General features: G+C 62.7%; 32 protein-coding genes. 25 read left to right on the forward strand and 7 right to left on the reverse strand.

What is annotated here, in order from left to right; translation table 11 throughout:
* Positions 1-82: 82 nt before the first annotated feature.
* Positions 83-1510 carry an amidase gene (locus WEB61_RS08290; RefSeq protein WP_368063865.1) on the forward strand — a complete coding sequence of 476 codons (1428 nt, stop codon included), beginning with the start codon at positions 83-85 and terminating at the stop codon, positions 1508-1510.
* A gap of 3 nt (positions 1511-1513) precedes the next feature.
* Here WEB61_RS08290 and WEB61_RS08295 read toward each other — a convergent pair whose 3' ends face one another.
* Positions 1514-1990 (reverse strand): NUDIX domain-containing protein, encoded by a 477-nt coding sequence (locus tag WEB61_RS08295; protein ID WP_368063866.1) that lies wholly within the window; start codon positions 1988-1990, stop codon positions 1514-1516.
* A gap of 108 nt (positions 1991-2098) precedes the next feature.
* Between WEB61_RS08295 and WEB61_RS08300 the strand changes: the two genes are divergently transcribed.
* The 5 genes from WEB61_RS08300 (at position 2099) to WEB61_RS08320 (ending at position 5591) form a co-directional block, all read left to right on the forward strand.
* On the forward strand, positions 2099-2926 hold the full coding sequence (locus WEB61_RS08300; protein WP_368063867.1) for a hypothetical protein: 828 nt from the start codon (positions 2099-2101) through the stop codon (positions 2924-2926).
* 59 nt (positions 2927-2985) lie between these two features.
* Positions 2986-3867 carry a class I SAM-dependent methyltransferase gene (locus WEB61_RS08305; protein WP_368063868.1) on the forward strand — a complete coding sequence of 294 codons (882 nt, stop codon included), beginning with the start codon at positions 2986-2988 and terminating at the stop codon, positions 3865-3867.
* Positions 3868-4039: 172 nt separating this feature from the next.
* Positions 4040-4537: a response regulator gene (locus WEB61_RS08310; protein WP_368063869.1), complete on the forward strand. Its 498-nt coding sequence runs from the start codon at positions 4040-4042 to the stop codon at positions 4535-4537.
* Positions 4538-4548: 11 nt separating this feature from the next.
* Positions 4549-5085 carry a hypothetical protein gene (locus WEB61_RS08315; protein WP_368063870.1) on the forward strand — a complete coding sequence of 179 codons (537 nt, stop codon included), beginning with the start codon at positions 4549-4551 and terminating at the stop codon, positions 5083-5085.
* Positions 5082-5591: a response regulator gene (locus WEB61_RS08320; RefSeq protein ID WP_368063871.1), complete on the forward strand. Its 510-nt coding sequence runs from the start codon at positions 5082-5084 to the stop codon at positions 5589-5591. The genes WEB61_RS08315 and WEB61_RS08320 overlap by 4 nt, the downstream gene beginning before the upstream one ends.
* Positions 5592-5595: 4 nt before the next feature.
* On the opposite strand, the gene WEB61_RS08325 is transcribed toward WEB61_RS08320, so the two are convergent.
* Positions 5596-6408: an alpha/beta fold hydrolase gene (locus tag WEB61_RS08325; RefSeq protein ID WP_368063872.1), complete on the reverse strand. Its 813-nt coding sequence runs from the start codon at positions 6406-6408 to the stop codon at positions 5596-5598.
* 197 nt (positions 6409-6605) lie between these two features.
* Here WEB61_RS08325 and WEB61_RS08330 point away from each other — a divergent pair, with 197 nt between their 5' ends.
* Positions 6606-7739 carry a ferritin-like domain-containing protein gene (locus WEB61_RS08330; protein WP_368063873.1) on the forward strand — a complete coding sequence of 378 codons (1134 nt, stop codon included), beginning with the start codon at positions 6606-6608 and terminating at the stop codon, positions 7737-7739.
* Positions 7740-7791: 52 nt separating this feature from the next.
* Here WEB61_RS08330 and WEB61_RS08335 read toward each other — a convergent pair whose 3' ends face one another.
* Positions 7792-8154 carry a DUF1801 domain-containing protein gene (locus WEB61_RS08335; protein WP_368063874.1) on the reverse strand — a complete coding sequence of 121 codons (363 nt, stop codon included), beginning with the start codon at positions 8152-8154 and terminating at the stop codon, positions 7792-7794.
* Between the two features lie 118 nt (positions 8155-8272).
* Positions 8273-8887: a TetR/AcrR family transcriptional regulator gene (locus WEB61_RS08340; RefSeq protein ID WP_368063875.1), complete on the reverse strand. Its 615-nt coding sequence runs from the start codon at positions 8885-8887 to the stop codon at positions 8273-8275.
* 83 nt (positions 8888-8970) lie between these two features.
* Here WEB61_RS08340 and WEB61_RS08345 point away from each other — a divergent pair, with 83 nt between their 5' ends.
* The 14 genes from WEB61_RS08345 (at position 8971) to egtD (ending at position 21857) form a co-directional block, all read left to right on the forward strand.
* Entirely contained in the window at positions 8971-9630 is a 660-nt protein-coding gene (locus WEB61_RS08345) for a hypothetical protein (protein WP_368063876.1), read from the forward strand.
* 59 nt (positions 9631-9689) lie between these two features.
* Positions 9690-10586, forward strand: coding sequence for a serine protease (locus WEB61_RS08350; protein WP_368063877.1), 897 nt, complete (start codon positions 9690-9692; stop codon positions 10584-10586).
* A gap of 132 nt (positions 10587-10718) precedes the next feature.
* Positions 10719-12329 (forward strand): acyl-CoA synthetase, encoded by a 1611-nt coding sequence (locus WEB61_RS08355; protein WP_368063878.1) that lies wholly within the window; start codon positions 10719-10721, stop codon positions 12327-12329.
* 17 nt (positions 12330-12346) lie between these two features.
* Complete coding sequence (locus tag WEB61_RS08360) at positions 12347-12826, forward strand: nuclear transport factor 2 family protein (protein ID WP_368063879.1); 480 nt, start codon at positions 12347-12349, stop codon at positions 12824-12826.
* A 15-nt stretch (positions 12827-12841) separates the two neighbouring features.
* Positions 12842-13891 carry a 2-hydroxyacid dehydrogenase gene (locus WEB61_RS08365; protein WP_368063880.1) on the forward strand — a complete coding sequence of 350 codons (1050 nt, stop codon included), beginning with the start codon at positions 12842-12844 and terminating at the stop codon, positions 13889-13891.
* Between the two features lie 121 nt (positions 13892-14012).
* A complete protein-coding gene (locus WEB61_RS08370) occupies positions 14013-15209 on the forward strand; it encodes an acyl-CoA dehydrogenase family protein (RefSeq protein ID WP_368063881.1) in 1197 nt (398 codons plus the stop codon).
* 81 nt (positions 15210-15290) lie between these two features.
* Complete coding sequence (locus WEB61_RS08375; RefSeq protein ID WP_368063882.1) at positions 15291-16430, forward strand: acyl-CoA dehydrogenase family protein; 1140 nt, start codon at positions 15291-15293, stop codon at positions 16428-16430.
* Positions 16431-16519: 89 nt separating this feature from the next.
* Positions 16520-17176 carry a DUF1007 family protein gene (locus tag WEB61_RS08380; RefSeq protein WP_368063883.1) on the forward strand — a complete coding sequence of 219 codons (657 nt, stop codon included), beginning with the start codon at positions 16520-16522 and terminating at the stop codon, positions 17174-17176.
* Positions 17173-18147: a nickel/cobalt transporter gene (locus tag WEB61_RS08385; protein WP_368063884.1), complete on the forward strand. Its 975-nt coding sequence runs from the start codon at positions 17173-17175 to the stop codon at positions 18145-18147. Before WEB61_RS08380 ends, WEB61_RS08385 begins: the two co-directional genes overlap by 4 nt.
* A gap of 113 nt (positions 18148-18260) precedes the next feature.
* The gene (locus WEB61_RS08390) at positions 18261-18497 is read left to right on the forward strand and encodes an AMP nucleosidase (protein WP_368063885.1); all 237 of its coding nucleotides are present in this window, start codon (positions 18261-18263) and stop codon (positions 18495-18497) included.
* The gene (locus WEB61_RS08395; RefSeq protein WP_368063886.1) at positions 18494-18961 is read left to right on the forward strand and encodes a hypothetical protein; all 468 of its coding nucleotides are present in this window, start codon (positions 18494-18496) and stop codon (positions 18959-18961) included. Before WEB61_RS08390 ends, WEB61_RS08395 begins: the two co-directional genes overlap by 4 nt.
* A 233-nt stretch (positions 18962-19194) precedes the next feature.
* Complete coding sequence (locus tag WEB61_RS08400) at positions 19195-19398, forward strand: cold-shock protein (RefSeq protein WP_304734018.1); 204 nt, start codon at positions 19195-19197, stop codon at positions 19396-19398.
* Between the two features lie 189 nt (positions 19399-19587).
* A complete protein-coding gene (gene egtB, locus WEB61_RS08405; protein ID WP_368063887.1) occupies positions 19588-20880 on the forward strand; it encodes an ergothioneine biosynthesis protein EgtB in 1293 nt (430 codons plus the stop codon).
* Positions 20877-21857: an L-histidine N(alpha)-methyltransferase gene (egtD, locus tag WEB61_RS08410; protein ID WP_368063888.1), complete on the forward strand. Its 981-nt coding sequence runs from the start codon at positions 20877-20879 to the stop codon at positions 21855-21857. The genes egtB and egtD overlap by 4 nt, the downstream gene beginning before the upstream one ends.
* 30 nt (positions 21858-21887) lie before the next feature.
* Here egtD and WEB61_RS08415 read toward each other — a convergent pair whose 3' ends face one another.
* Positions 21888-22031, reverse strand: coding sequence for a hypothetical protein (locus WEB61_RS08415; RefSeq protein WP_368063889.1), 144 nt, complete (start codon positions 22029-22031; stop codon positions 21888-21890).
* A 147-nt stretch (positions 22032-22178) separates the two neighbouring features.
* Here WEB61_RS08415 and WEB61_RS08420 point away from each other — a divergent pair, with 147 nt between their 5' ends.
* Entirely contained in the window at positions 22179-22805 is a 627-nt protein-coding gene (locus WEB61_RS08420; protein WP_368063890.1) for a glutathione S-transferase family protein, read from the forward strand.
* Between the two features lie 6 nt (positions 22806-22811).
* On the opposite strand, the gene WEB61_RS08425 is transcribed toward WEB61_RS08420, so the two are convergent.
* Entirely contained in the window at positions 22812-23414 is a 603-nt protein-coding gene (locus tag WEB61_RS08425) for an exopolysaccharide biosynthesis protein (RefSeq protein WP_368063891.1), read from the reverse strand.
* A gap of 125 nt (positions 23415-23539) precedes the next feature.
* Here WEB61_RS08425 and WEB61_RS08430 point away from each other — a divergent pair, with 125 nt between their 5' ends.
* From WEB61_RS08430 to WEB61_RS08440, 3 genes are read left to right on the forward strand one after another with little or no spacing between them, the layout of a single operon-like run.
* Positions 23540-23794 (forward strand): GIY-YIG nuclease family protein, encoded by a 255-nt coding sequence (locus tag WEB61_RS08430; RefSeq protein WP_368063892.1) that lies wholly within the window; start codon positions 23540-23542, stop codon positions 23792-23794.
* Positions 23791-24015, forward strand: coding sequence for a SlyX family protein (locus WEB61_RS08435; RefSeq protein ID WP_368063893.1), 225 nt, complete (start codon positions 23791-23793; stop codon positions 24013-24015). The genes WEB61_RS08430 and WEB61_RS08435 overlap by 4 nt, the downstream gene beginning before the upstream one ends.
* A 7-nt stretch (positions 24016-24022) precedes the next feature.
* Positions 24023-24685, forward strand: a complete 663-nt coding sequence (locus WEB61_RS08440; RefSeq protein WP_368063894.1) for a pseudouridine synthase — start codon at positions 24023-24025, stop codon at positions 24683-24685.
* 131 nt (positions 24686-24816) lie between these two features.
* On the opposite strand, the gene WEB61_RS08445 is transcribed toward WEB61_RS08440, so the two are convergent.
* Positions 24817-25246: hypothetical protein (locus WEB61_RS08445; protein WP_368063895.1), on the reverse strand; the 430-nt coding region annotated here is incomplete at its 5' end.

Below are 25246 nucleotides of genomic sequence, written 5' to 3' on the forward strand. Positions count from 1 at the left end.
GAAAAAAATCATGGCGCGGACACCTGCACCCTCCCTAAGATCGAGGGCAGAAAAGCAAGATGGAAAAAGGGGATAGCGGCAAATGGGTGGTTTCCGGGACTACGATAAATATGACGGTCTGGGCCTTGCCGCCCTCGTCAAGCGCGGCGATGTGAGCGCCGCCGAACTGCTCGACGAAGCCATTGCCCGTACCGAGAAAATCAATCCGAAAATCAACGCCGTCGTGATGAAACACTACGACGAAGCGCGGGCGCAAATTGCAAAAGGTCTGCCCGAAGGCATATTCAGCGGCGTGCCCTTTTTGTTGAAGGACCTGCACCTGCTGCTCGACGGCACCGTGACGACCTATGGTTCTGCATTGTTCGGCGGCAATGTCGCCGATCACAATTCGACGCTGACCGACCGCTATCTGAAAGCCGGCCTTGTCATTTTCGGCAAGACCAATTCACCCGAATTCGGTCTTGCCGGCACCACCGAGCCACGCCTCTATGGGCCGACACGCAATCCATGGAACCTGGCGCATTCGGCCGGCGGTTCGTCAGGCGGCGCCGCAGCTGCGGTCGCAGCCGGCATTCTTCCGTTTGCCAACGCCAGCGACGGCGGCGGCTCGATCCGCATTCCCGCCGCCGCCTGCGGCCTCTTCGGCCTGAAACCGACGCGTGGCCGCACACCGATGGGCCCCGATCGTGGCGAAGGCTGGGCGGGGTTGTCGATCTCTCACGTCGTTTCGCGGACGGTACGCGACAGCGCCGCCGCGCTCGACGCAACGGCTGGCGATGCGCCGGGCGATCCCTATGCGGCGCCGGCTCAGGCGCGGTCCTTTCTCCAGGAGGTGGGCGCCAAGCCTGGCCGGTTGCACATCGCCTTCACGACGCAACGCTCTGACGGTTCGGTCTGCCATCCCGATGTCGTTGCCGCGGTCAGGGAGACGGCCGAACTCTGCGAAAACCTCGGCCATCATGTGGAGGAAGCGGCCCCAGTTCTCAACCGCGAGGAAATCAGCCGCCATCAGGCGACGATTGTCGGCGCCAACACAGGGCTGACCTTCCGCCAGCGCGCCATGGCGCTCGGTCGCGAGGTGACGCCGAACGATGTCGAACACATCACATGGCTGATCGCGAAAGGTGCCGAAGCACGCAACGCGACCGATTATGCCGAAGCGACGCTCTTCATCCACCGCCTCGGCCGCCAGATGGCCGCCTTCCACGAAACCTGCGACGTCTTCATGAGCCCGACGCTCGGCGTGCCGCCGATCCCCCTCGGATCGCTCGACATGATGTCGGAAGATGTCGGGAAATATATGCGCGTCAGCTACGAATACATGCCAGGCACCGCCATCGCCAACATGACGGGTCAGCCCTCGATGTCGATGCCGCTCAACTGGAATGCGACCGGCCTGCCCATTGGCACAATGTTTACCGGCCGGTTCGGCGACGAGGCGACGCTGTTCCGTCTTGCCGCACAACTCGAGGAAGCAAAACCCTGGGCCGAGCGCACACCGGCACTCTGAGCGCTACCACAATTCGTCCGGCCCGTGCCCCTCGATAACCTCCACGATACGACGGCGTGTCGAGGCACTGATATCCCCCGGCAACTCACCCGGAGCGAAAAAGCCGGCTTCGGCGATTTCCGCGCTTTTGCGCGGCACGTGCTCATACGTGTCGTGGTCGATTACATAAAGCGCGACGTGGTCGGATTTGAACTCGCGGAAATTGGCGTAGAGTCCGGCAAGTTTCGGTTCGCCGCGAACCAGTACCCCCACCTCCTCGTCGAGTTCGCGCTTGAGGGAGGTCAACATCGTCTCCCCGCGTTCGACGCCACCACCGGGCAGGTACCAGCCGGCGATATAGGTATGCCGGACCAGCAGGACACGGCCCTCCCGGTCGAACACCATCGCGCGCACGCCAGCCGTCAACGGCCGCCGGATTCGCCAGTAAAGCCGCGCCAGCGGCCGGGCAATCTTCCAGAGAAGGACTCGAAAATCGGACATCGCCCCAATCTAGCACGGTATATCGCTCCGGGCGCCTTTAGACCTCGTCAACCATCACCGCGATAGTCTCCCCCGGGGCGCGCCTTTGCGCCGGACAGGCGGAACGATATGAGTCTTTTTGCACGTCTGATCGCGCGGCGGAAACTGGAACCGCCGACGCCGGAGGAAACGCCGCGGGTGACGCCGGCGGCGCTCAAACGCGCCTTGCGCAGCACCGCCACCGCGTCGGGCTCGCTGACGGCGGCCGAACTCGGCCAGCGCATCGCCACCGCCCTCAGCACCATCGAAACGGCCGTACTCGCTATCGACGCCGTAACCGAAAGAATGCGCGAAGCCGCCGATCTGGTGGCCGATGCCGGCCGAAGCGCCGATATCGGCCGCCGCGCACTGCTGGCCGACCGGTACGATGACCTTCGCGCCGAGATCGACGCCATAGTAGGTTCGGCCTCGCATAATCGCATCAATCTCATTTGTGGCCGCCGGATCGGCGGACAGCACACGAGTTTCGAAATCGCGCTGGATGGCGAGGAACGCGCCGGCGTTTCCATCCCGATTGTCAATCTGACGACCGGCCCGGGCGGCCTCTCCCTCTCGCCACCGCGCAGCGCCTTTGCCGACGACGCCGAGATCGACGCCATCTCCGCGGAAATCGACGCCGCGCGCTCGCTGGCGGCCGGCGCCGCCGAACGCTTCGCCGATCACGCGGCACTGATCGCCGACCGCCTGGCTCGCCTGATCGCCATCGCCGGTTCCCATCCGGTCGAGACGCAACTCCCGACCGGCATCGACGCCGTGGATGTCGATGACGCACCCGGGCGCGATGTCGAGTACGAACTCGGCATGGGCGCGGTCGAAGAAAAGCTCCGGGCGCTCGCCGACCGTCTGAACGGCGAAGGGCGGACCGGCCGCGCCGGGGAAGACGACGCAAACGCCTGACCGTACCGGCCGTCGCGAATCCTGTGCTAGCATGACCTCAAAATCCGGGAGGTCGAGAAATGACGCCGCACACCGCCGACAAACGCCTGTCGAACGACGGCCCCAATGCCGAGCAAATCGAGTACTGGAACGGCGACGCCGGCGAACGCTGGGCGCGCTATCAGGACAAGCTCGACGGCATGCTGCGGCCCTTCTCGGATGCCTTGCTGCAGATCGGTGCGGTCGAGTCCGGCGATCGGATCATGGATATCGGCTGCGGTTGCGGCGCGACCACCTTCGACCTGGCAAGCCGCGCCGGCGCGGGCGGGCGGACGATCGGTGTCGACATCTCCGCTCCCATGATTGCACGGGCGCGGCACCGCGCCACCGCGTTGGAGAGCACCGCTGAATTCATGCTTGCAGACGCGGCCACACATGCATTCGCACCCGGCTCTTTCGATCTTCTTGCCTCGCGTTTCGGCATCATGTTTTTCCGCGACCAGGTTTCGGCCTTCACACATATGCGCAAGGCGTTGGCGCCCGATGGCCATATCGCCTTCGTCTGTTGGCGGACGATGAAGGAGAACCCCTGGATTTCCATACCGCTCTTCGCCGCATTGCCGCATATACCAAAACAGGAACCGGCCATACCCGGCGCGCCGGGACCCTTTGCCTTCGACGATCCCGACCGCTTTCGCGGTGTTCTGACGGATGCGGGCTACAAGGCGATAGAAATCGAACCGTTCGATGCGGAGCTGGCTGTCGGCGGTGGCGCCGATCCCCTTGGCGACGCTCTGCAACAGACGATGGACATCGGTCCTTTGGCACGCATTTTCAAAGAACTCAACGAGAGCCAGCGCGCCAGAACTCTCGACGCCGTGCGCGAAGCGCTTGCGCATCACGCCGACGCCGAACGCGTGGTCATGGGTGGTGCAGTCTGGCTCGTAACGGCACGCGCTTAGCTGGAAAACGGCCGGTTTCCCTGACAAATTTGTCAATCTCGCTTCCCCGACGGTTCCTTTTTCTTAAGGAACGCCCATTAAGGTTGACGTCGGTAAAGGTTGAAACGGATGGCCGGAGCGCGGTGCGAACCCGCCAGACCGCTATTTTTCCGTTTCATATCCGGGTGGGGACATGACGCAATCGATATTCAAGAAACTGACCGTCCTGGTGGTCGACGATAGCGCCTATATGCGTCATCTGCTGATGACGCTCTTGAAGGCCTTGGGTGTTGCCAACGTCCATGTGGCTGCCGAGGGCGCCGAGGCCTGGGAGCTGTTTCGGCGGCACGAACCCGACATCGTCATCACCGACGCGGCAATGCTGCCTGTCGACGGCTTCGTCTTCGCCGAAAGACTGCGCAACATCACGGGCGGCGCACTCGGCATGGTCCCGATCATCATGATCTCGGGTCACACGGATCTCGCTTCGATCGAACGCGCGCGCGATATTGGCATCACTGAGTTTCTCTCCAAGCCCATTTCCGCCCGCAGTCTTTACCAGCGGTTGATCCAGGTGATCGACCGGCCGCGTCAGTTCGTTGAAACACCTACCTATCGAGGCCCAGACCGCCGCCGGCGCAATCAGCCTTTCGACGGCATCGACCGTCGTGGTGTCGTGGCACTTCTCTAAGGAATTGACCGATGACCGACCGCAGCAAGAAAAGTCACACAGGATCGAAAAACGAGACACCGCCTGAGGTGCGTTTCGTTCGTGTGCCGTCGATAGCTGAACGCAAGCTTGGCACCGATTATGTTGCGCCGATGCGTCTCGATCCCCGCGTCCTCGACCAGATGCAAACGACGATCAAGGGTCTCGAAGCGCGATACGGCGATGCGCTCCGTGAACAGCTCGGTACGCTGCTGACGCTGGTCGAACCCGCCTGCGGCGGCGACACGGAAGCGCGCGGCAGGCTCTATGCCATTGTCCATGACATGCGCGGCCTCGCCGGCACGTTCGGCCATCCGATGGTCGGCCGTTTCGCAAATTCACTCTGCGGCTATATCGAAAATGCCGGCGCGCGGGCGTGGCAGGACGACACCGTCTTTCACTTCCATCTGGATGCCATCCGCGAAGCGCTCGAAAGCCCCGGCGCCGACCCGGCAATCACGCTCGAGACGCTCAACGCGCTGCAAAAGCTTATCGCGGCAAGCACGTCCGCACGGAGGCATCAGGGATGACACCTGTGCCGACAAAGGCCGATGCCGAATTCTTCCGCAAGCTCAAGGTTCTCGTCGTTGAGGACAGCGCCGAGATGCGCCGGTTGCTGGCCGCCCTGCTCGAGTCGATGGGCGTGAAACAGATCGTCGAGGCGCATGATGGCCTCAAGGGTCTCGACGCCTTCGTCGAACATCGGCCGGATATCGTCATCACGGATGGCGCAATGCAGCCGATGGACGGCTACGAAATGACCCGCAGCATGCGCGCGGCGGGCGCCGCCGAAGGCGCCAATCCCGATGTGCCGATCCTGATGATTTCCGGTCATATAGGTCGCGAGAGCATCGTCCATGCGCGGGACCAAGGTGTCACCGACTATCTCCCGAAACCGCTATCGGCCTCCGTTCTTTATGAGGCGATCGTCGCGGCCGTTTCGAAACCGATCCATTTTGTCGAAACGCCTGGTTATCGCGGCCCTTCGCCGACACGCCGGCTTGCGACACGCAGCGCCGGCGATCCAGCCGCCTGACGCCTCACGTCACCTCCGCCAGAAACCGCGACAGCAGCGGGTTGACGCGCTCCGGCGCCTGCCAGAACGGCATATGCGCCAACCCGTCCAGAATATGCACCTTGCCGTCCCAGAGATTGCGGTAGCTGATGCTTGTCAGGAACGCGTTGTTGACGAAGGGTTCATCGGCGCCCGATACGACGGCGAGCGGCAGCGGCGATGTCGCCGCAATCTCGCGTCCGTCCATGTCGAGCCCTGCCGCAACGGATTGCAGCATCAGCGGACGGAAGCGCCCGTCGGCGCGACGGCATCCTTCGATCATCCACGGCTCCAGCGCCACGCCCGCGCCGATCGTTTCCTGCGCATAAATCGCCGCCTGCTCGGACGTGAAACTTTCGGCGAATGTCAGCGCCATGTGTTCCGACGGCAGAAACGCCTGCTGCATGTCGACGGGCCCGGCCGGCGGTGTGCCGGTGATCCAGGCGGCAATCGTTCCCGGCCAGCGCACCATCATTTCAAGCGCCGCATGGCCGCCGAGTGACCAGCCGACCACGGCCGCGCGCTCGATGCCGAGCGCGGCGGCAAATGCCATCGTTGCGTCGGCGAAGCCGTGGATCGAATAGGTCTTCTCCGGCTCCGGCGCATCGGTGCTTTGCCCATGCCCCGGCAGGTCGAAAGCGATGCAGCGGTAACGCGCACCGATCTCGCTATCGAGCTGGCGGCCGAATATCTCCTTGCAGGAAGAATTGCCGTGGATGAACAGGACAGCCGGCCCTGCCCCGCCACTGTCCAGATAGCTCAGGCGGCCATGCGCCGTCTCGACCGCTCCACTCTTCATTGCCCGTCTCCCCAATTTTTCATTTGAATTTCAATGACTTGAACCGCCCGTCGCCTCCCGGCTCACTATTCCGAAAAAATGACAGATGCGTCATTATTTTTTGCATCCGTTAACCCCTGCCTCTATATTGATATTCAATGGAAGCCATCGGAGTGGAGTGCCGGAGGCCGGTATTCCGCAACAGGGTAGGAGGAGAGATGACAAAGATCACGACCAATATCACGGTGGACTCGGCCTATGAGGCCGTCGCGCCGGACGACTTCCCGGCAATGATGGAGGTCGACCGCTACGGCAAGCGTTCCACCGCCTTCGACAAGATCATCTCCGCGACCCACGATCATTTCTGGGATCCGATGGACACGAAGTACATCGATTTCTCCACGCCTTTCGACATGGAGAACGAGTACCTCATCGATCCCGAGCAGAACACCGATCTGAAAACGGCCGTCAAGGACAAGCTCGACGAGAAGCAGAAGATCAAGCTCGTCAACATGGACGTGCAATGGGGTCTCTCCTCGATCCTGCACGGCGAAGCGGGCGCGCTGGCCCTGTCGGCGAGCCTCTGCCACATCCTGAAGGATCCGGGCGCGCAGGAATACGCCGCCAACCAGACGCGCGAGGAAGCGCGCCATGTGGCCGGTTTCTCGAATTACATCAAGGCCCGCTGGGGCAAGCCCGTGCCCGTCGGCCCGGCGCTCGGCGACATCCTGACCGAACTCGTCAACACGCCGCTCGTCTGGAAGAAGCTCGTCGGCATGCAGATGCTGGTCGAGGGCCTCGCGATGGGCGCCTTCGCCTCCTTCTACAAATGGGGCCGCGATCCGCTGATGGTGAAGCTGATGCAGCTCACGATGACGGACGAGGCCTTCCACCACAAATTCGGCAAGATCTGGGCCGACCGCACCATCCCGAACCTCGACCCCGAACAGCGCAACGCGATCGAGGACTGGGCCTGGGAAGTCTTCCAGGTGCTGCTCTACAATCTGGGCTCGCCCGAGCAGAAGAAGCACATCTACGACGCTGTTGGGCTCGACTGGGAATGGGTGCAGGGCGCCTACATGGAAGCGCTGACCGACAAGAACATCCGCGAAAGCATGCAGGAAAGCTCCAACATCTTCCGTGTGCTGATCAAGACGCTGCTGAAGGCCGGCATCATCACCGACCGCACGGCCATGAACTACGCCGCCTTCATCGACATGAAGGAACTCTATGGCGAGGGCGACCGCATGATCGGCGACGACATCGCCGAGGAAGGCATCAAGCTCCTGCGCCAGCTCAACGGCCAGGGCGGCGGCGCCTACTCGCTGGACCGCATGTCGGCGGCCGAGTGACAGGCACGTCGCGACAACAACCGGGGCGGCTTCTGCGGAAGCCGCCCTTTTTCTATCCGCTGGATTTCCGTCTTGAGCCTGTCATCGTCAGTTTGTAGGTCAACGCCAGCCGAATGCAGTGCTGGAGCGGCGCCTCGGGAACTGTGTTCTTCGCGTCGAAGAGAATCGATCTGTTGCCGCCGAATGTCAGCACATCGCCATAGATGGACCGAAAAGTGTCGACAAGGCTGGTCTGGCAGTGGACATAGAGAGCGTATCCGCCCTCCTCGCCCTTCAGGGCGTCGATGCGAATGGTGCTGCCGCTGCCGCTCGCCGAGGTGAGGTAGGCCGGCTGTCCCCATTTCAGTGTTTCGTTCAATTCCCCGACACCTTCGGTCTTGCGCGCCGTATCGAAGATCAGTTGCCGAAGAGACATCAGACGCCGCCGAATATCCGGCGGATACCGCTTGAAGACCGCGGCGACCGCTGGATCCCCGAACGGGCGATAACGCGTCGCTGCGATCTGGCTGTTCCGTTTTTTTGTCACCAGAACCTCAGAAATTCGACGGGCCGGCCAACCGCCCCAGAAGTTGCATGAGACTGGCGCTGTAAACCGTGCGTGCTTCATCGGTGTTCGTCGCATTCGCAATTGCCAGAGCCGCCTGCATCGCGGCGCCGGAAATCACATCGGCAAGTGGCTCCAGAGGCTGATCGGCGATGAACCCTTCATCCACCAGATGTTGAAGCGCATGCCCGATAAGGGCAAGGTGGAATGGACGCTGCACCTCTCGCCACGCGGTCCAGCCAAGCACTGCGGGGCCATCCATCAGCACAATCTGCTTTACATCGGGACGGCCGAAAATTTCCAGCATGACCTGTGTGCCGACTTGCAGGTCTTCGTGGTCATGCCTGACGCGCTTCATCGTTTCGTCGAAAATCTCCTGCCCCGCCTCTGTGAGAACCTGCACGAAGGCGGCCCGGAAGAGATCGCGCTTGTCGACGAACTGGTAATAGAGGGCGCCCCGCGTGACACCCGCCGCCCGCGCGACATCTTCCGTGCCGACTGCCGCGTAGCCCGCTTCGCCGAACAGCCGCCGCGCCGCGCCGAGCAGCTTCTCGCGGTTTTTCGAGGGGCGTTTGGCGGGCGACGCTCGGGTCATGGTTTCCATTCATACAGCTTGTATGAAACACGTTTTCGGATTATACAGGCTGTATCTCATACAGCTTGTATGAAAAATTCGGGGGCGAAACAATGACCGACGGCGCGGTTGCAGGCACAGCATCGTCCCGCATGGGCGGCAGGCAAATCCCCTGGTGGCTCTTCGCCGCTGTGCTGGCCGGGGTTGCAGCCATTGTGGCGGGCAGCCTCACTATTTGGGGCTGGGGCGAGGATGGTCTCCTTCACGTCACCCGCTACACGGCCCGCTTTTCCTTCCTGATCTTCGTTACCGTCTTCGCCGCCGGCGCCCTGGCGCAGCTTTTCCCCAACAATCTGACGCGCTGGCTGAAGCGCAAGCGGCGTTACCTCGGCCTTTCCTTCGCGCTCGCCCATTTCCTGCATCTCGGCGCGCTGACGTCGCTCCTCATCGCCATCGGCGAAGCGCCGGACCTCGTAACGATCATTGGCGGCGGCGGTGCCTATGTCTTCATCGCGCTGATGGCGTTGACCTCCAACGACTGGTCGGTCCGTAGGCTCGGTCCCAAAATCTGGCGCCGCCTGCACCTGACGGGTATCGCCTATGTCTGGCTGATTTTCATGAATTCCTATGTCGGCCGCCTTGCGAGCGAAACGCCGCCCGAGCCAAGGGCCATCTTCATCGTCATCACCGGCCTCGGTTTTCTGGCGCTGGGCCTCAGGATCGCCGCCTGGACCGTCCGCCGCCGCACCCGATCACAAGCTGTTGTTCATTGACGTAGCGTCGCCTGTGCTAATCTCGCCGCCGGCAAGCCCCAACGCCACGGAGGCACTGAATGCGCCCGACGAACGGCAAAGGCTGGCTGACGGTCTGCGCGGCCGGTCTCGGCATCTCGATGCTGCTCCTCACGGACATGGCCGAGGCCAACATATTCAGCCATGACGACCGCCGCGACATCCGCCCCGAGGACGGCCTGAGCGGTGTCGGCGTCATCGTCTGCGAGGACACCACACGGCGCCCGACCGGCGTGCTGATTGCCTCGCCCCTCTTGCCGGCCGATCGCAACTACGACGTCATCGCCTCGGCCGCTCATGTCTTTATCGGCCATCGCGGCCGCCTGACGCGGTGCAGGTTCCGGCCCCATGGGAGCCCCCGAGAGGCCGCCAACATCGTTTTCATCGAAAGCGGCAGCCACACGCCCTATCGCGACCGCGACTGGCACAACGACTGGGCCGTGGCCGTGCTCGACCGCCGCCTGTCCGACGGTCTCGAACGGCTTCGGCCCCGGGTGGTGGACGACAAGGCGGCCGTCGCCCTCAGGGAGGCGGGCAGCCGGTTCATTCTCGCCGGCCACAATGGAGAGCGCGGCCCGCTGCAGATGTCCGACGATTGCGGCCCGGTGCGCAAGCGCAGCTCCCATCTCAACCGCTTCGACCCGCGGGTCCTGAACCATGATTGCGACATGATGCCGGGCTGGTCGGGCGGCCCCCTCATTTTGCGCGACGGCGGCGTCAGCTACATGATCGCCGTCAATTCGCAGGCATCGAACGCGATCACCCATCCCTCGGGCCGGCCCTATAGCGGCAACCTCAATCCCAATGTCGCCATCCGCGTCGACGGACGCTTCAAGAAGGCGATCGACCGCCTGCTCCGCGCCGGCGCCGGCGCCGGCGGCACGACCGCCAAATGTCTGGTGGCGAGCAAGGACGAAATGCCCGGCCTTCCTTGCTAGCCCCCTTGCCGCAACGGCAGGGCATGCCGGATGACCGCTGGCGATTTCCTCCCTATATTGCCCGCAAAAGAACTGAGCCTGCCCGGTCGCCGCGCCGGGGGCCGCCAGAACACGCTTTCCGGGAGGGAAAACATGCCTTGGAACTTCGGCGACATTCTCGACGCCATTTCACCCGTGCTGCCGCAGGACGCGCCGGCCTTCGTTCATGGAGCCCGCCGCATCACCTGGGGCGAGACGACGAAGCGCACCAACAATCTCGGCCGCGCCATGATCGAACGTGGCGCGAAGCCCGGCGACAAGCTCGCCTTCTACATGCGCAACCGGCCGGAATATATCGAACTGCTCGCCGCCGGCTTCAAGGCACGCCTGACCCACGTCAACGTCAACTACCGCTACAAGCCCGACGAAGTCTTCTACATCTTCGATAATTCGGACGCGCAGACGGTCGTCTATGGCAGCGAGTTCCGCGACATTATCGAGGAGATCCGGCCGCGCCTGACCAAGGTCCAGACCTTCATCGAGGTCAATGACGGCGGCGACATCGCGCCCTTCGCAGAACGCTACGAAACGCTGGCAAACACCGGAGACGGCGCGCCGCTCGGCATCGCGCGCTCGCCCGACGATCTGCTCTTCATCTACACCGGCGGCACCACCGGCATGCCGAAAGGCGTGATGTGGCGTCACGACGATCTGCGCGAGGTGCAGCTCGCGGCGCTGCGCCGCCTCGGCCCCGTGCCGGAATCGCTTCCCGCCCTTGTCGCGGCGATCAAGGAAACCGGCCCCGCCGGCCCGATGATCCCGGCCTGCCCGCTGATGCACGGCACCGGCCTCCTGACCGCCATGGGCAACATGGTCTCCGGCGGCTGCGTCGTCACGCTCGACAACCAGTCGCTCGACCCGCACGAATTATGGGCGGAGGTCGACCGCAACAAGGTCCAGCAGGTCGCGATCGTCGGCGACGCCTTTGCAAAACCGATGTTGCGCGCGCTCGAGGAAGCACCCGGCAAATACGATCTCTCGAGCATCGTCACCATCATCTCCTCGGGCGTCATGTGGTCGACCGAGGTGAAGCGCGGCCTCCTGAAATACATGCCGAACGCCATCATGACCGACAGCTTCGGCGCCTCGGAAGCGGTCGGCCTCGGATCGTCGCTGATGACGAAGGACGGCGAAATCGCCACCGCGAAATTCCAGATCGGCGAACGCTGCAAGGTCTTCGACGAGAACGACGAGCTGATCGAGCCGGGTTCCGGCAAGCCGGGCTTCATCGCGCTCGGCGCACCGATCCCGGTCGGCTACTACAAGGACCCGGAGAAAAGCGCCCGCACCTTCAAGACCGTACGCGGCGAACGCTACGCGATCCCCGGCGACTGGTGCACCGTCGAACCCGACGGCACGCTGACGCTCCTCGGCCGCGGTTCGGCCTGCATCAACACCGCCGGCGAAAAGGTCTATCCGGAAGAAGTCGAGGAAGTGCTGAAGACCCATCCCTCGATCGAGGATGCGCTTGTCGTCGGCCTGCCCGACGAGAAATGGGGCCAGGCCGTCACCGGCGTCGTCAAGCTCAACAATGGCGCCGCTTTCGACGAGGAAGCCTTGCGCGCGCATGTGCGGGCAGCGTTGGCGGGCTACAAGACGCCGAAGCGCATCCTGATCGGCACGGTTCCCTTCCGCGCGCCGAACGGCAAGGCCGACTACAAGACCGTCACCGAATTCGCAAAGCGCGAACTCGGCGCGGCATAGACTGGGGGAGAAACGCGATGACCGGTGACGAATTTGCAAGCCTGCTCGCGCGTTTCTCCGCCGCCGCCACGGCCGGCGACGGCAAGGCCTTCGCCGCCTGCTTCACCGAGGACGGCGTCTATCACGACTACATTTACGGCGATCACAAGGGCCGCGACGAGATCGCCCACATGCTGGAGGAACTCTTCCACCGTGACGCGCGTGACTACGACTGGCGCATGATCGATCCCGTCTGCAACGGCAATCTGGGCTACGCCTGGTCATTGTCGAAATTCATTTCGACACTGCCGCAATATGAAGGCAATCAGGTCGTCATCGACGGCATGAGCCGCTTCGAACTCCGCGACGGGCTGATTTCCGACTATCGCGAAAGCGTCAATGGCGGCGTCGCTATGGCGCAACTCGGCGTCGAGGAACCACGCCTTGCCGGTGTGTTGCGCAAATGGGCGCGGCAACTGCGCGAGCGGCCGGACGTCGCGCGCTATCTGAAATCCTGAACCGCCGGAGCCCCGATGTCCTTGAAGCTCGCCCTGCTCGGCCAGACCTGCGCCGACAACCGCGCCCACATGGAAGCGCGCCTGAACTCGAAATGGGAAACGGGGCTCTGGCTTCCCGGCGAGCCGCTCGACAAGGGCGAAGCGCTGATGCGCGATGCCGATGCGGTCGTCGTCGGCAGCGACGCGCTGGTTTCAGGCGGCGCCTTCGGTCTGATTCCGAAAGCACGGAAGCTCAGTCTCTTCCAGCTTCCCTTTGCCGGTTTCGACTGGTTGAAACCGGAAGGACTGCCGCAAGGCTGCTACATCTGCAACGCGCAGGGCCATGAACAGGCGATGGCGGAGTTTTCGATTGCGAGCCTGCTCGAATGGGAAATCGGCTTTCGCAAGCTTGATGCGAGCTTTCGCGGCGGCTCGTGGAAATATCAGGGCACGAGCCGCGACCCGGAAGCGCTCCATGGCGAGGTCCATGGCAAGACGCTCGGCATTTTCGGCTACGGCAATATCGGCCGCGAGGCGGCGACACGCGCCGCCGCCTTCGGCATGCATGTCGTCGCCATCGCGCGCAGCCCGCGCGACAAGACGCCCGCACCGCTCGACTGGATCGGCACCCGCGCCGACATGGGTCGTTTCCTGGCCGAGAGCGACTACATCCTGCTTGCCTGCGATCTCAACGACGAAACCCGCCACGCGATCGATGCAGCCTCCTTCGCAGGCATGAAGCGCTCGGCCTTCATCATCAATGTGGCGCGCGGGCCCGTCATCCAGGAGGAAGCGCTCTACAAGGCACTCACCGAAAAGCGGATTGCGGGAGCGGCCATCGACACCTGGTACATCTATCCCGGCCGCCCCCTTCCCGGTGGCACGCCTGAGGAAAACCCGCGCCCCTCGCGCTTTCCCTTCCATGAACTCGACAACCTGATCATGACGCCGCATTGCTCGGCCCATACGGAAGGCTCCGACATCCGCCGCTGGCAATCGATCGCCGTCAATCTCGACGCCTTCGCCGAGGGCCGCGAGCCGCCGGGCACCATAATGCGCGGCGCCGGCCGCCCCAACGCGGCCTGACCGGGACGCCGCTTTCACCCGGAAGAGCGGCGCCCCTCACCCGCCAATGCCGGTTGCCACGCCGGGACCGGTTGCTATGCTGTCGCCAATCGAAATCGAACCCCTCAAGAAAGAGACTTCCATGGAAGCGCTGGAAAAATTCCGTCAGGAAACAAGGGCCTGGCTGGAGGAGAACTGCCCGCCCTCGATGCGGACCCCGATGACTTCCGAGGACGACACCGTCTGGGGCGGCCGCAACGCCAAATTCACGAACCCCGAGGCGAAGCTCTGGCTCGACCGCATGGCCGAACGCGGCTGGACCGCGCCGACCTGGCCGAAGGAATATGGCGGCGGTGGCCTCTCGAAAGAGGAAAACCAGGTCCTCCAGCAGGAACTGCGCCGCATCAAGGCGCGGCCCGCCCTGTCGAGCTTCGGTATCTGGATGCTCGGGCCGGCGCTTCTCGAATTCGCCAATGAGGAGCAGAAAAAGGAACACCTGCCGAAAATCGTGCGCGGCGAAATTCGCTGGTGCCAGGGCTACTCGGAGCCGGGCGCGGGTTCCGACCTCGCCGGCCTGATGACCAAATGCGAGGACAAGGGCGACCACTACCTCGTCAACGGCCAGAAGATCTGGACCTCCTATGCCGACAAGGCCGACTGGATTTTCTGCCTGGTCCGCACGGACCCCTCGAAGAAGCACGACGGCATCAGCTTCCTGCTCTTCGACATGACGACGCCGGGCGTCGAGGCCCGCCCGATCTCCATGATTTCGGGCGCCTCGCCTTTCTGCGAAACCTTCTTCACCGATGTGAAGGTGCCGAAGAACAATCTGGTCGGCGAGCTCAACAAGGGCTGGACCATCGCCAAGCGCCTGCTGCAGCACGAGCGCGAAATGATTTCGGGCATGGGTCTCGGCGGTGTCGGCTCGGGCTCGGGCCTTGGCGGCCTCGAACAGGCGGCCAAGGACTATTACGGCGAAGTCGGCGGCCGCGTGGCAAGCCCCTCGCTGCGCGACCACATCACCCGTCAGAAGATGGACGGCAAGGCCTTCGCGCTGACAATGCAACGCTCGGCGGAAGAAGCGAAAGCGGGGCAAGGCCCCGGCGCCGCCACATCGATCTTCAAATATTACGGCACCGAGCTCAACAAGCGCCGCTTCGAGCTCTTGCTCGAAATCATGGGAACGAAGGCGCTCGGCTGGGAAGGCGAAGGCTTTTCCGGCGACGAAATCGGCGTCACCCGTTCCTGGCTCCGCTCCAAGGGCAACTCGATCGAGGGCGGCACCAGCGAGGTGCAGCTCAACGTCGTGTCGAAACGCGTCCTCGGCCTGCCCGATTGAACAACGCGGCAAGGGAATTCAGGCGCACCCGCCGGCGCGCCTTGGCCAATTCACAGAAACAGCAAAAGACATAGAAACGAAATGGCACTTGTACTCACCGAGGAGCAGCAGCTCCTGCGCGACACCGCAACGCAATTCTTTCAGGAGCGTTTGCCCATCGCCAATCTGCGCAAGCTGCGCGACACGAAGGACGCTATCGGCTTCGACCGCGCGGTCTGGAAGGAAATGTCGGACCTCGGCTTCGCCGGCATCATGATTTCCGAAAAATACGGCGGCACCGATTTTGGCCCTGTCGGCCTCGGTCTCGTGCTCGAGCAGTCCGGCCGCACCCTGGCGGCAAGCCCGCTTGTGTCCACCGTGCTGCTTTGCGGTTCGGCCGTGCAGCTCGCCGGCAACGCGACGCAACGCCAGGACATCCTCTCGGCCATCGCGGCGGGCGAGCGGGTCATGGCGCTGGCACTCGAAGAGGGCCCGCACCACAACCCGACGCGCATCGCGACCCGCGCCACGGCCGACGGTTCGGCCTTCAGGATCTCGGGGAAAAAGACCTTCGTGCTCGACGGCCATGTCGCCGACCAGCTGATCGTGGCGGCCCGCACCGGCGGCAACGACAACGATCGCGCCGGTATTACGCTCTTCCTCGTCGACCCGAAATCGGACGGCGTCAAGGTCACGCGGACGCTGATGGTCGACAGCCGCAATGCCGCCGACATTTCGTTAGACAATGTAAGTGTGCCGGCCACCGCCGTACTCGGCTCGGTCGACGGCGGCATCGATGTGCTGGAACAGGTGCTCGACATCGCCCGCATCGGCCTCTCGGCCGAGATGTTGGGCCTGGTGCAGGAAGTTTTCGACACGACCCTCGCCTATCTCAAGGAACGCAAGCAGTTCGGCAAGGTCATCGGTTCCTTCCAGGCGCTGCAGCACCGCATGGCGGTTCTCTTCGCCGAAATCGAGCTCAGCCGCTCGGTCGTACTCGACGCGCTGTCGGCGCTCGAAGCGCGACGCAACGATGTGCCGCTGGTCGCGAGCCTCACCAAGGCCCGCCTTTCGGACATTGCAACCTTGATGACCAATGAAGGCCTGCAGATGCATGGCGGCATGGGCATGACCGACCAGTTCGATGTCGGCCTTTTCATGAAGCGGGCCCGCGTGGCGGCGGCAAGCTTCGGCGACGGAAATTTCCACCGCGACCGTTATGCATCGCTGGAAGGCTACTGACGATCCCGCGGGCATCCGGGTTCGCCCGGGTGTCCGCCCATGAGTTTCTTGCGGGGCACCGTTCGACGATGTTGAGGATTCGGTCCGGTTTGGCGGCGCGTATTCTGCCGCTCGTTGCCGCATTGCTGGCAGGCTTCGCAATGCTGGCCCCTGCTGCAGCGCATCCTCATGTATGGGTCGACCTGAAGACGGAAGCTCATGTTGACGAAGAGGGCCGCCTCGCCGCCGTCACCGTCACCTGGATTTTCGACGAGTTCTATTCGGCCTTTGCCCTTGACGGCCTCGAAAAACCGGGTGGCGATTACAAGCCGGAGGACCTTGCGGCGCTGACCGAGGTCAACATGTCGAACCTGGCGGAATTCCAGTACTTCACCGAGGTTACGCAAGGCGGCGAGGCCGCCGCTTTCGGCGAACCGCACGACGCCCGGTCGGCATGGAACGAAGACAGCGGCCGCCTGACGCTCACCTTCACATTGCCCATCGCCGAGCCGCGGGCAGCAACAGCCGACGCACCGGCGAAATACCGCGTCTACGACCCGTCCTACTACATCTCCATCGACTACACCGAAAAGGACCCGTTGCGCATCGCCGGCGCCGCCGCCGATCGCTGCGAAGCATCGATTGAAACGCCCAATGCCGAGAATGTCTGGACGACGCTGCCCGAAACCACCTTCACCGGTGCCCAGTCCCAAATGGGCGCGATGTTCGCCGCCACCGCGACGCTGATTTGCCGGGTTGCGCAATGAACGGCTTCCCCAGAGCCGTGCTGATGATCTTGACGGCCTTCGCCGTGTTCGCCGCAACACAGGCGCTGGCCCAGAGCCCTTTCGCCATGCCGGGCGCCGAGGCCCCGCCGCCCGAACCCGGCCTCTTTGCCGGGCTGATGCGCTACATCATGGCCATGCAGCAGGAATACTACCGTGCCATGGCCGGTGCGCTCCGCGCCGTCAATCTGCAGGGTTCGCTGGCCGCCGCTTGGGGCCTCGTCTCGATTTCATTCCTCTATGGCGTCTTCCATGCCGCCGGTCCCGGCCATGGCAAGGTGATCGTCACCTCATGGCTGCTGGCCGACGAGCGGGAAGTGAAGCGCGGCATTGTGATCGCCTTTCTCTCCGCCTTCGCGCAAGCCGTGACGGCGATCCTGGTGGTCGGCCTTCTTGCCGTCGCGCTCGGCATGACGCAGCGCGCCACCGCCGATATCGTGCCGATCGTCGAACGCGCAAGCTTTCTGTTGATCGCCGGGGTCGGCGCCTGGCTTCTATGGCGCGCGTTTCAGCCTTCGCACGCCCGTGCGCATGACCATCGGCACGACCATGCACACGAGCACGGCCACGATCACGCGCATCTGCCGACGCCGGTCGAACTCCGTCAGGCGCATGGCCTGAAAGGCATGATCGCAGTCATCCTGTCGGTCGGCCTGCGTCCCTGCAGCGGCGCGATACTGGTGCTGCTTTTTTCGGTAACGCAGGGTGCGTTTCACATTGGCGTCCTGTCGGCTTTCGCCATGTCGGTCGGAACGGCGATCACTGTTTCGGCTCTGGCGCTTCTGACGGTCGCATCGAAGAACGGCGCGCTTCGCCTCGCAGGCAGGATCGACAGCCCCTGGACGCAGCGCCTTGAACGAACCCTGCGGATCGCGGGCGGCGCCTTCATTCTTCTCCTTGGCCTCGGCCTGCTTGTCAGTTCCCTGACCGGGCCCGCCCAGCCGCTTTTCTGACGCGCCCGGCCTATCGACAAGCCCTGTCCCCCGCCCCATACTGCCCCCCGAAAACCGCGGCGCGCTTCGCGCGCGCCTCCCTTGCAGACGAATAAACGAGCTAGAGACAAACGATGGCCGACGAGAAGACCAGCGACCAGCCCGAGCGCATTACCGTTCTCGCGCGCGATTTCACCCCCGCCGCGATGGAGTTCCACCGCCGGAACATGAGCGAGAAGGGCTACCGCATGGAAGGCCAGATCGTGCAGCGCAAATTCCAGATGATCGAGGGGCTCGGCGCGCCGAAGGATCTCTTCGACGGCGAATCTTTCTACGCCGTGACCTTTGTTCGAAAAAGCGCCGACAAGTGAAAGAGCCGCCCTTTGACAGGGCGGATGGCGCGGCCACCGCCGGGAACGCCGCAAGGGATGAGAAAGCCCGGATCGACCGCTGGACGCTCTTTCGCGACGTCGCCGTCTTTCAGGGCAAGCTGATTCTCGACAACATCAAGGATGTGGTTCTGGTTCCCATCTCGCTCGGCGCGGCGCTCGTCTCGCTCTTCAATCGCGACGGCGAAACCGGGCGGCAATTTTATGGGGTTCTCCATGCCGCGCGCCGCGTCGAGGATTGGCTCGACAAATACGCGGACGCGGACCGCATACCGACGCCTTCCTATGCGCAAAAACAGGACGGCGAAAGTATCGACCTTCTGGTCGTCCGCATCGAAGACCTTGTGAAGCGTCAATATGAACGTGGCGGCGTGACGGCGAACGCCAAGGATGCGATCGATCGCGCGCTCGATACACTGCAGGAAAAGCTGGCCCGGCGCGGCTGAAATCAACTCTTTTCCGGCAGAGTTCCGCCGTTCCTTGGCCGCTGTCGGCGGACAAACCCGTTGACTTGAAGCCCCTTATCCTGTTGTCTGAACGAGCAATCGACATTTTGGCCTGGCTTGGCTGATCCGCCCTTCGGGCCCTTTCAAGACTCCCAAAAGATCAGGTTGTACGACGCCGCGCGATAGGCGCGTGGTTATTGACGCATGCAAATGCGTTTGAGGAGACTGAAGAGATGGCGACAGGTATCGTGAAGTGGTTCAACGGCCAGAAAGGGTACGGCTTCATTCAGCCGTCCGACGGTGGCCGCGATGTGTTCGTTCACATCAGCGCCGTGGAACGCGCTGGCCTCAGCACGCTGAACGAAGGCCAGAAGGTCAACTACGAACTCGTGACCGAAAAAGGCAAGACGTCGGCTGCAAACCTGACGGTGGCGTAAGACTTTATCCTTCCTCGGATCGAATGGCCGGGCTTCGCGCCCGGCCATTTTCGTTTGTGGGGTGTACGTCATGCATAAACTTCACATAGCATCCGCTGGTCGAGGAATTTGACCCTACAAGATCCGGACGAAATACCTACATGCTCATGCAGGAAATGAATCCGGACGACCGAATACAAGGGGGTTTCCATGGCTGAATCCAGAACGTATGCGAACGGCAATCCCGGAAATACGGAGCCTCGCGGCAGGACTGAAAATTCTGCCGATCTGAGGAAGCTTTATCTGTCCGTCCGCGCCACGACACAAGCGCTCGCCGCGCCCCTGAGCGCGGAAGACCAGACGATCCAGTCCATGCCCGACGCGAGCCCGGCCAAGTGGCACCGCGCGCATACAACCTGGTTCTTCGAGACATTTCTTCTGCGGCCCCACGCTCGCGGCTATACTGTCTTCGACGAAACCTACAATTATCTTTTCAACTCATACTACGAGGCGGTGGGTGAGCGGCATCCGCGTCCCGCGCGCGGTATGCTGTCGCGCCCTGGCGTCAACGAGATCGATGCTTACCGCGCGCATGTCGATGAGGCGATGTTGAACTTCATCGACACAGGTGCGGAAGAATGGGCCCAGCTCATCGAGCTTGGACTCAATCACGAAGAGCAGCACCAGGAATTGCTGCTGACGGACATCAAGCACGCCTTCTCCTTGAATCCGACCTGCCCCCTCTACCTGCCCCCCGGAAAATCCGCCGCCGAGGCGAACGACAACGCGCCGGGCCAGGGCTGGCTTGAAATCGCAAATGGCCAGTACACGCTTGGTCACGCCGGCGAGACCTTTGCGTTCGACAATGAGGGGCCGGAGCATTGCGTCTTTCTTCATGACGCGAGAATTGCGGACCGTCCGGTGAGTATCGGCGAATATCTCGAATTCATCGCCGATGGCGGCTACAGACAGCCGGAGTTCTGGCTGTCGGACGGCTGGGATGCCGTACGGAAAAACGGTTGGGAAGCGCCTGCCTATTGGGAACGCGACGGCGCAGCATGGACGACCTACACGTTGCATGGACGCCTCCCTGTCCGGGAAGACGAGCCCGTGACGCATGTCAGCTATTACGAAGCGGCCGCTTATGCCGCATGGGCCGATAAACGCCTTCCGAGCGAGGCGGAATGGGAAGTGGCGGCCCGCATGCATGCGGCCGCAAATGGCCAAACATCGGCCATGAACCCGCACCCCCGGCCTCTTGTGCCCGGATTTTGTCAGGACGTCTGGGAATGGACCGGCAGCGGCTACCTGCCCTATCCGGGCTTTCGCGCCGCGCATGGCGCGGTCGGCGAATATAACGGCAAGTTCATGGTCAATCAGATGGTGTTGCGGGGGCGTTCCTGCGCAACGCCGCCCGGCCATGAGCGCGTGACATACAGAAACTTCTTCGGACCCGCCGCGCGGTGGCAATTCAGCGGGCTCCGGCTGGCGGAGGATACATGAGCAAGAGCACTGAAACAGGTCTGGCGGAACTTCAGGATCTCGAACCGTCGCTGGAAGAGTTTCGGGCAAGCGTTGTCGAGGGCCTCTCGGGGCCTGAAAAAACGCTGCCATGCAAGTTTCTCTATGACCGGCACGGCTCGCGGCTCTTCGACGATATATGCAATCTGCCGGAATATTATCCGACGCGAACGGAACGGCAGATCCTGGAGCGATACGCGCACGACATAGCGGATATTGTGGGTTCGAAAGCGCGCCTCGTCGAATTCGGCTCCGGCGCGGGCATCAAGATTCGTCTCTTGCTGAAGGCTCTGGATCGGCCGGCGGCCTATCTGCCGGTCGACATCTCGCGAGAGCATCTGGTCGCGGCAAGTGCCGATCTTGCGAAAATGTTCTCCGATCTGTGTATCGCGCCGGTTTGCGCCGACTACACGGCGCCTTTCGCACTGCCGGAGCTTTCGGGCGTGACATGGGATGCAACGGCCGGCTTTTTCCCCGGTTCCACCATCGGCAATTTCACCCGTGCGGAAGCGGTTGGCTTTCTGACCGGCACACGCGCTTTGCTTGGCAGCGGCGCCGTGATGATCGTGGGCGTCGATCTGGTGAAGGACGTCGACGTGCTGCGCGCGGCCTATGATGACGGGGCCGGCGTGACGGCGAATTTCAATCTCAACCTGCTGCGACGGATAAATCGGGAACTGGGGGGAACGTTTGAACTCGGCCGCTTCCACCATGAGGCGCGCTGGAATGCAAAGCTCGAGCGCATCGAAATGCACCTCGTAAGCCTCTGTGAGCAGGAGGTGATCGTGGGCACGAAACGTTTCGGCTTTTCGGAGGGCGAAGCGATCCATACCGAAAATTCACACAAGTACAGCGTCGAGGGTTTCCGGGCGCTTGCCCGCGATGCCGGTTGGGAACCGCTCGAAGTCTGGATGGACGAACGGAAGCTCTTCAGCGTGCACGCATTGCGGACGTCCTAGGCCGCAATGCATGCACGCCGGACCGGAACCTTATTTCTTGCCGCCCTTGCCCGCCGGAGCGGCCTTGTTGGCGGCAGCGAAAGGCGAAGCTGGCGCAGCGGCGCCCTTTTTCTTGTTCTTGTCCGCCTTCGGTTTCTTGGCTTCGCGGTTGCTCTTCTTCTGACCTTTGGCCAAAATCGACCTCCTGTTGAAAACGCATGATCTGAGCGCGAACTGTCCGCGCCGGCATCGATGCGCATACCTGCACCGTCAACCATACGCCTCGTCGCGGCGCAACGCCTGAAAAATGTTGCGTCCTCACCCTCCGAAAGGCCCCCTCGAATGATCACGGTCCATCACCTGAACAATTCGCGCTCCCAGCGCATTCTCTGGCTGCTGGAGGAGTTGGGCCTCGACTACGAGATCGTTGGCTACAAGCGCGACGCGACCACCAACCTGGCGCCACCGGAGCTGACGAAAATCCACCCGCTCGGCAAGTCGCCGGTCATCACCGATGGCGGCACTCCGGTTGCGGAATCGGGCGCCATTGTCGAATACCTGGTCCGCAAATACGGCAAGGGCAAGTTCATGCCGGCCGAAACCTCGCCCGATTTCGTGCCGTATCTTCATTGGCTGCACTACGCGGAAGGCTCGGCCATGCTGCCGGTCATGCTGACGCTCTATACGATGCGCCTTGGTGAAGCCGCCGCGCCCCTGCGCCCGCGCATCGAAAGCGAAATCGCCAATCATTTCGGCTATATGGAAAAAGCCATCGGCTCAAAGGACTTCTTTGTCGGCAACGAGCTCACCGGCGCCGATTTTCAGATCGTCTTCATACTGGAAGCGGCCCGTTCGCTCGGCCTGATGAAGCCTTATCCCAACCTCAATCGCTATCTCGATGCAATCCATGCCCGCCCGGCCTACAAGCGCGGCGTGGAGCGCGGCGGTCAGTACGATTTGGGAGGATGATTTTCGTTATTGCGCCGCATAGCTGAGGCCGAACCAGATTGCGGTGATGACAAATATTGCCACCCCGATCGCCGCGCCGGCGATGCTGGCGCCGATACCGACCACAAGCCCGTCATGCTCGACAAGCCCGAGCCCGGCGACGAAAAGCGAGATAGCGGGAAGCCAGCCCGTCAGGGGCACCGGCAGGCAAAGTACCAGCGCGGCTGCGAGCAGCAGCACCCCCAGCGGACGTTCGGCCGGCCCCCGAAACACGCCCGGCATACGCATCCGCATGATACGCGACAGCGGACGGGCGAACGGCAATGCCTTCAGCGCACCGGCGCGCCAGCGCTTTCGGGAAAAAGTTCGCTTCGTTATGAGATCGGGCAACCACAGCGCAGGTCGGCCAAGGGCCATCTGGCTGGCGATGAAAATGCCGGGCAAACCGAGAAAGAGATTGGCGCCCGGCGGCAGCGGCAGCATGTTGATAAGGCCGACCAGTACGAAACCCCAGCCGAAACTGCGATCGCCAAGCGACTCCAGGACTTCGCCCAATGTGCTTCCGTCCGGCTTCTTGCGGGTGCCCACCTGCGCGAGCCCGCGCAGCGCACCGCTTCTTCTTTTCTTCATCGAGGTCTCATCGAATGGAGTGCCCTTGGGCCGGCAGGCATCTAACACCTTTTGACGGGGGCCGTCACTGCGCCATTATGGCATTTGACAGCCCCGCTGCGCTCGCTGTGAAAACGGAACTCGCCATGAACAGGCCCTGGTATCTTTATATTCTGGAATGCGCGGGCGGAAGGCTCTACACCGGCATCGCGCTCGATCCCGAGGCGCGCTACAAGCTGCATGCCGAAGGCCGGGGTGCGAAATTCACACGCAGTTATCCGCCGGTCCGGCTGGCGATGGTGGAAGCCTTTGCCAACCGCTCCGAGGCCTCCAAGGCGGAATACGCGATCAAGAGACTGAGCGCGGCCGAAAAACGGAAACTGGTCGGCAAGGCACAATGATGACCGATGTAAAGTCCCTCAGTGAACGGATCGACACGCTGGAGGCCCGCCTTGCCCATCGCGAGCGCGAGATCGAGGACCTGAACGAACTCGTCGCCCGGCAATGGCAGGCGATCGACGACCTGACCCGCCGTCTCGGCGCGCTTGGCGGTCGCGTGCAGGCCGTCGAGGAGCGCACCGACGCCCCCGAAGGCGCCGAACCTCCACCGCCGCATTATTGATCGCCTGATGCGCCCCGCCCCCTTTCACTACGCCCCGCCGACGGACCCGCACCTGACGGTTCTCCATCGCGACGACGACCTTCTGGTCCTGTCGAAGCCGAGCGGCCTGCTCACGGTTCCCGGCAAGGAAGCAGACCTCGCCGATTGCCTGGAGAAAAGGGCGCGGGACGCCGATCCCGAGGCGCTTCTCGTCCATCGCCTCGACAGGGACACATCCGGCATCGTGCTGATGGCGCGCAACCGCAAGGCGCAGCGCCACCTCGGCTTGCAGTTCGAGCGGCGCATGACGCAGAAGATTTACATCGCGCGCGTCTGGGGCCGGGTCATGGGTGAGAGCGGCTGCGTCGATGCGGCCCTTTCCTGCGACTGGCCCAACCGTCCGAAACAGATGATCGACAATGAAAACGGAAGGCCGGCGCAAACCGAATGGAACGTGATGGACCGCGAGGCAATGTCAACGCGCCTGATGCTCCGCCCGCTGACGGGCCGTTCGCATCAATTGCGCGTGCACATGCTGAGCCTGGGCCACCCCGTGCTCGGCGACAATTTCTATGCCCATGACGAAGCGCTGAAAGCGGCCGACCGGTTGCAGCTTCATGCCGCCGAACTGACGATTCGCCACCCGGCGGACGGTCGGTTTTGCACCTTTCACGATCCCTGCCCCTTCTAGGGGCATACCGGCATGACTTGTCCCCGCCTTATCTCCGCCTCAACGACAAAAGCCGGAAATGGTGACGCGGCACCCTTCCGGCTTTTGTGACAGTTTTTTGACAGTTCGGTGACAGAGGGGTCCTTTGGCACTCAGCTTGTGACGCTGACGCGCAGACTGGTCGTCGACGAATTGGAATTCGAGTTCGAGTTGCTGTTGCCGTTAACGTTGGTATTGCTGTTGAAATTGAAGTTCGAATTGAAGTTCGAATTGAAATTTTGGTTCACGTTGCCGCCAGCGCAGGCATAGGCCGACGAGGCACCCACAAACGCATAAAGTGCAAGCGCCGCAACGACTGCCGCGATCGCACCGAGCGTCAATCCGGTTCGGGAAAGAAGAATCTTCATTTGCTCCATCCTGCAACACGCCCGCGCCATTCCGGCACAAAGGCAGCGAAAATCTGCGCCCGAAAGGGGCTCTCGGACCTGTTGCTGCAGGAGCCATGCCGGAGTGCCGCCGACGTCACCCGTAAGACGGCAAAATGGTAAGTATTTGTTTTTAAAGAAGATTTGGTAGCGGAGG

The sequence above is a fragment of the Parvibaculum sp. genome, assembly GCF_040882025.1.
Lineage (GTDB): Bacteria > Pseudomonadota > Alphaproteobacteria > Parvibaculales > Parvibaculaceae > Parvibaculum.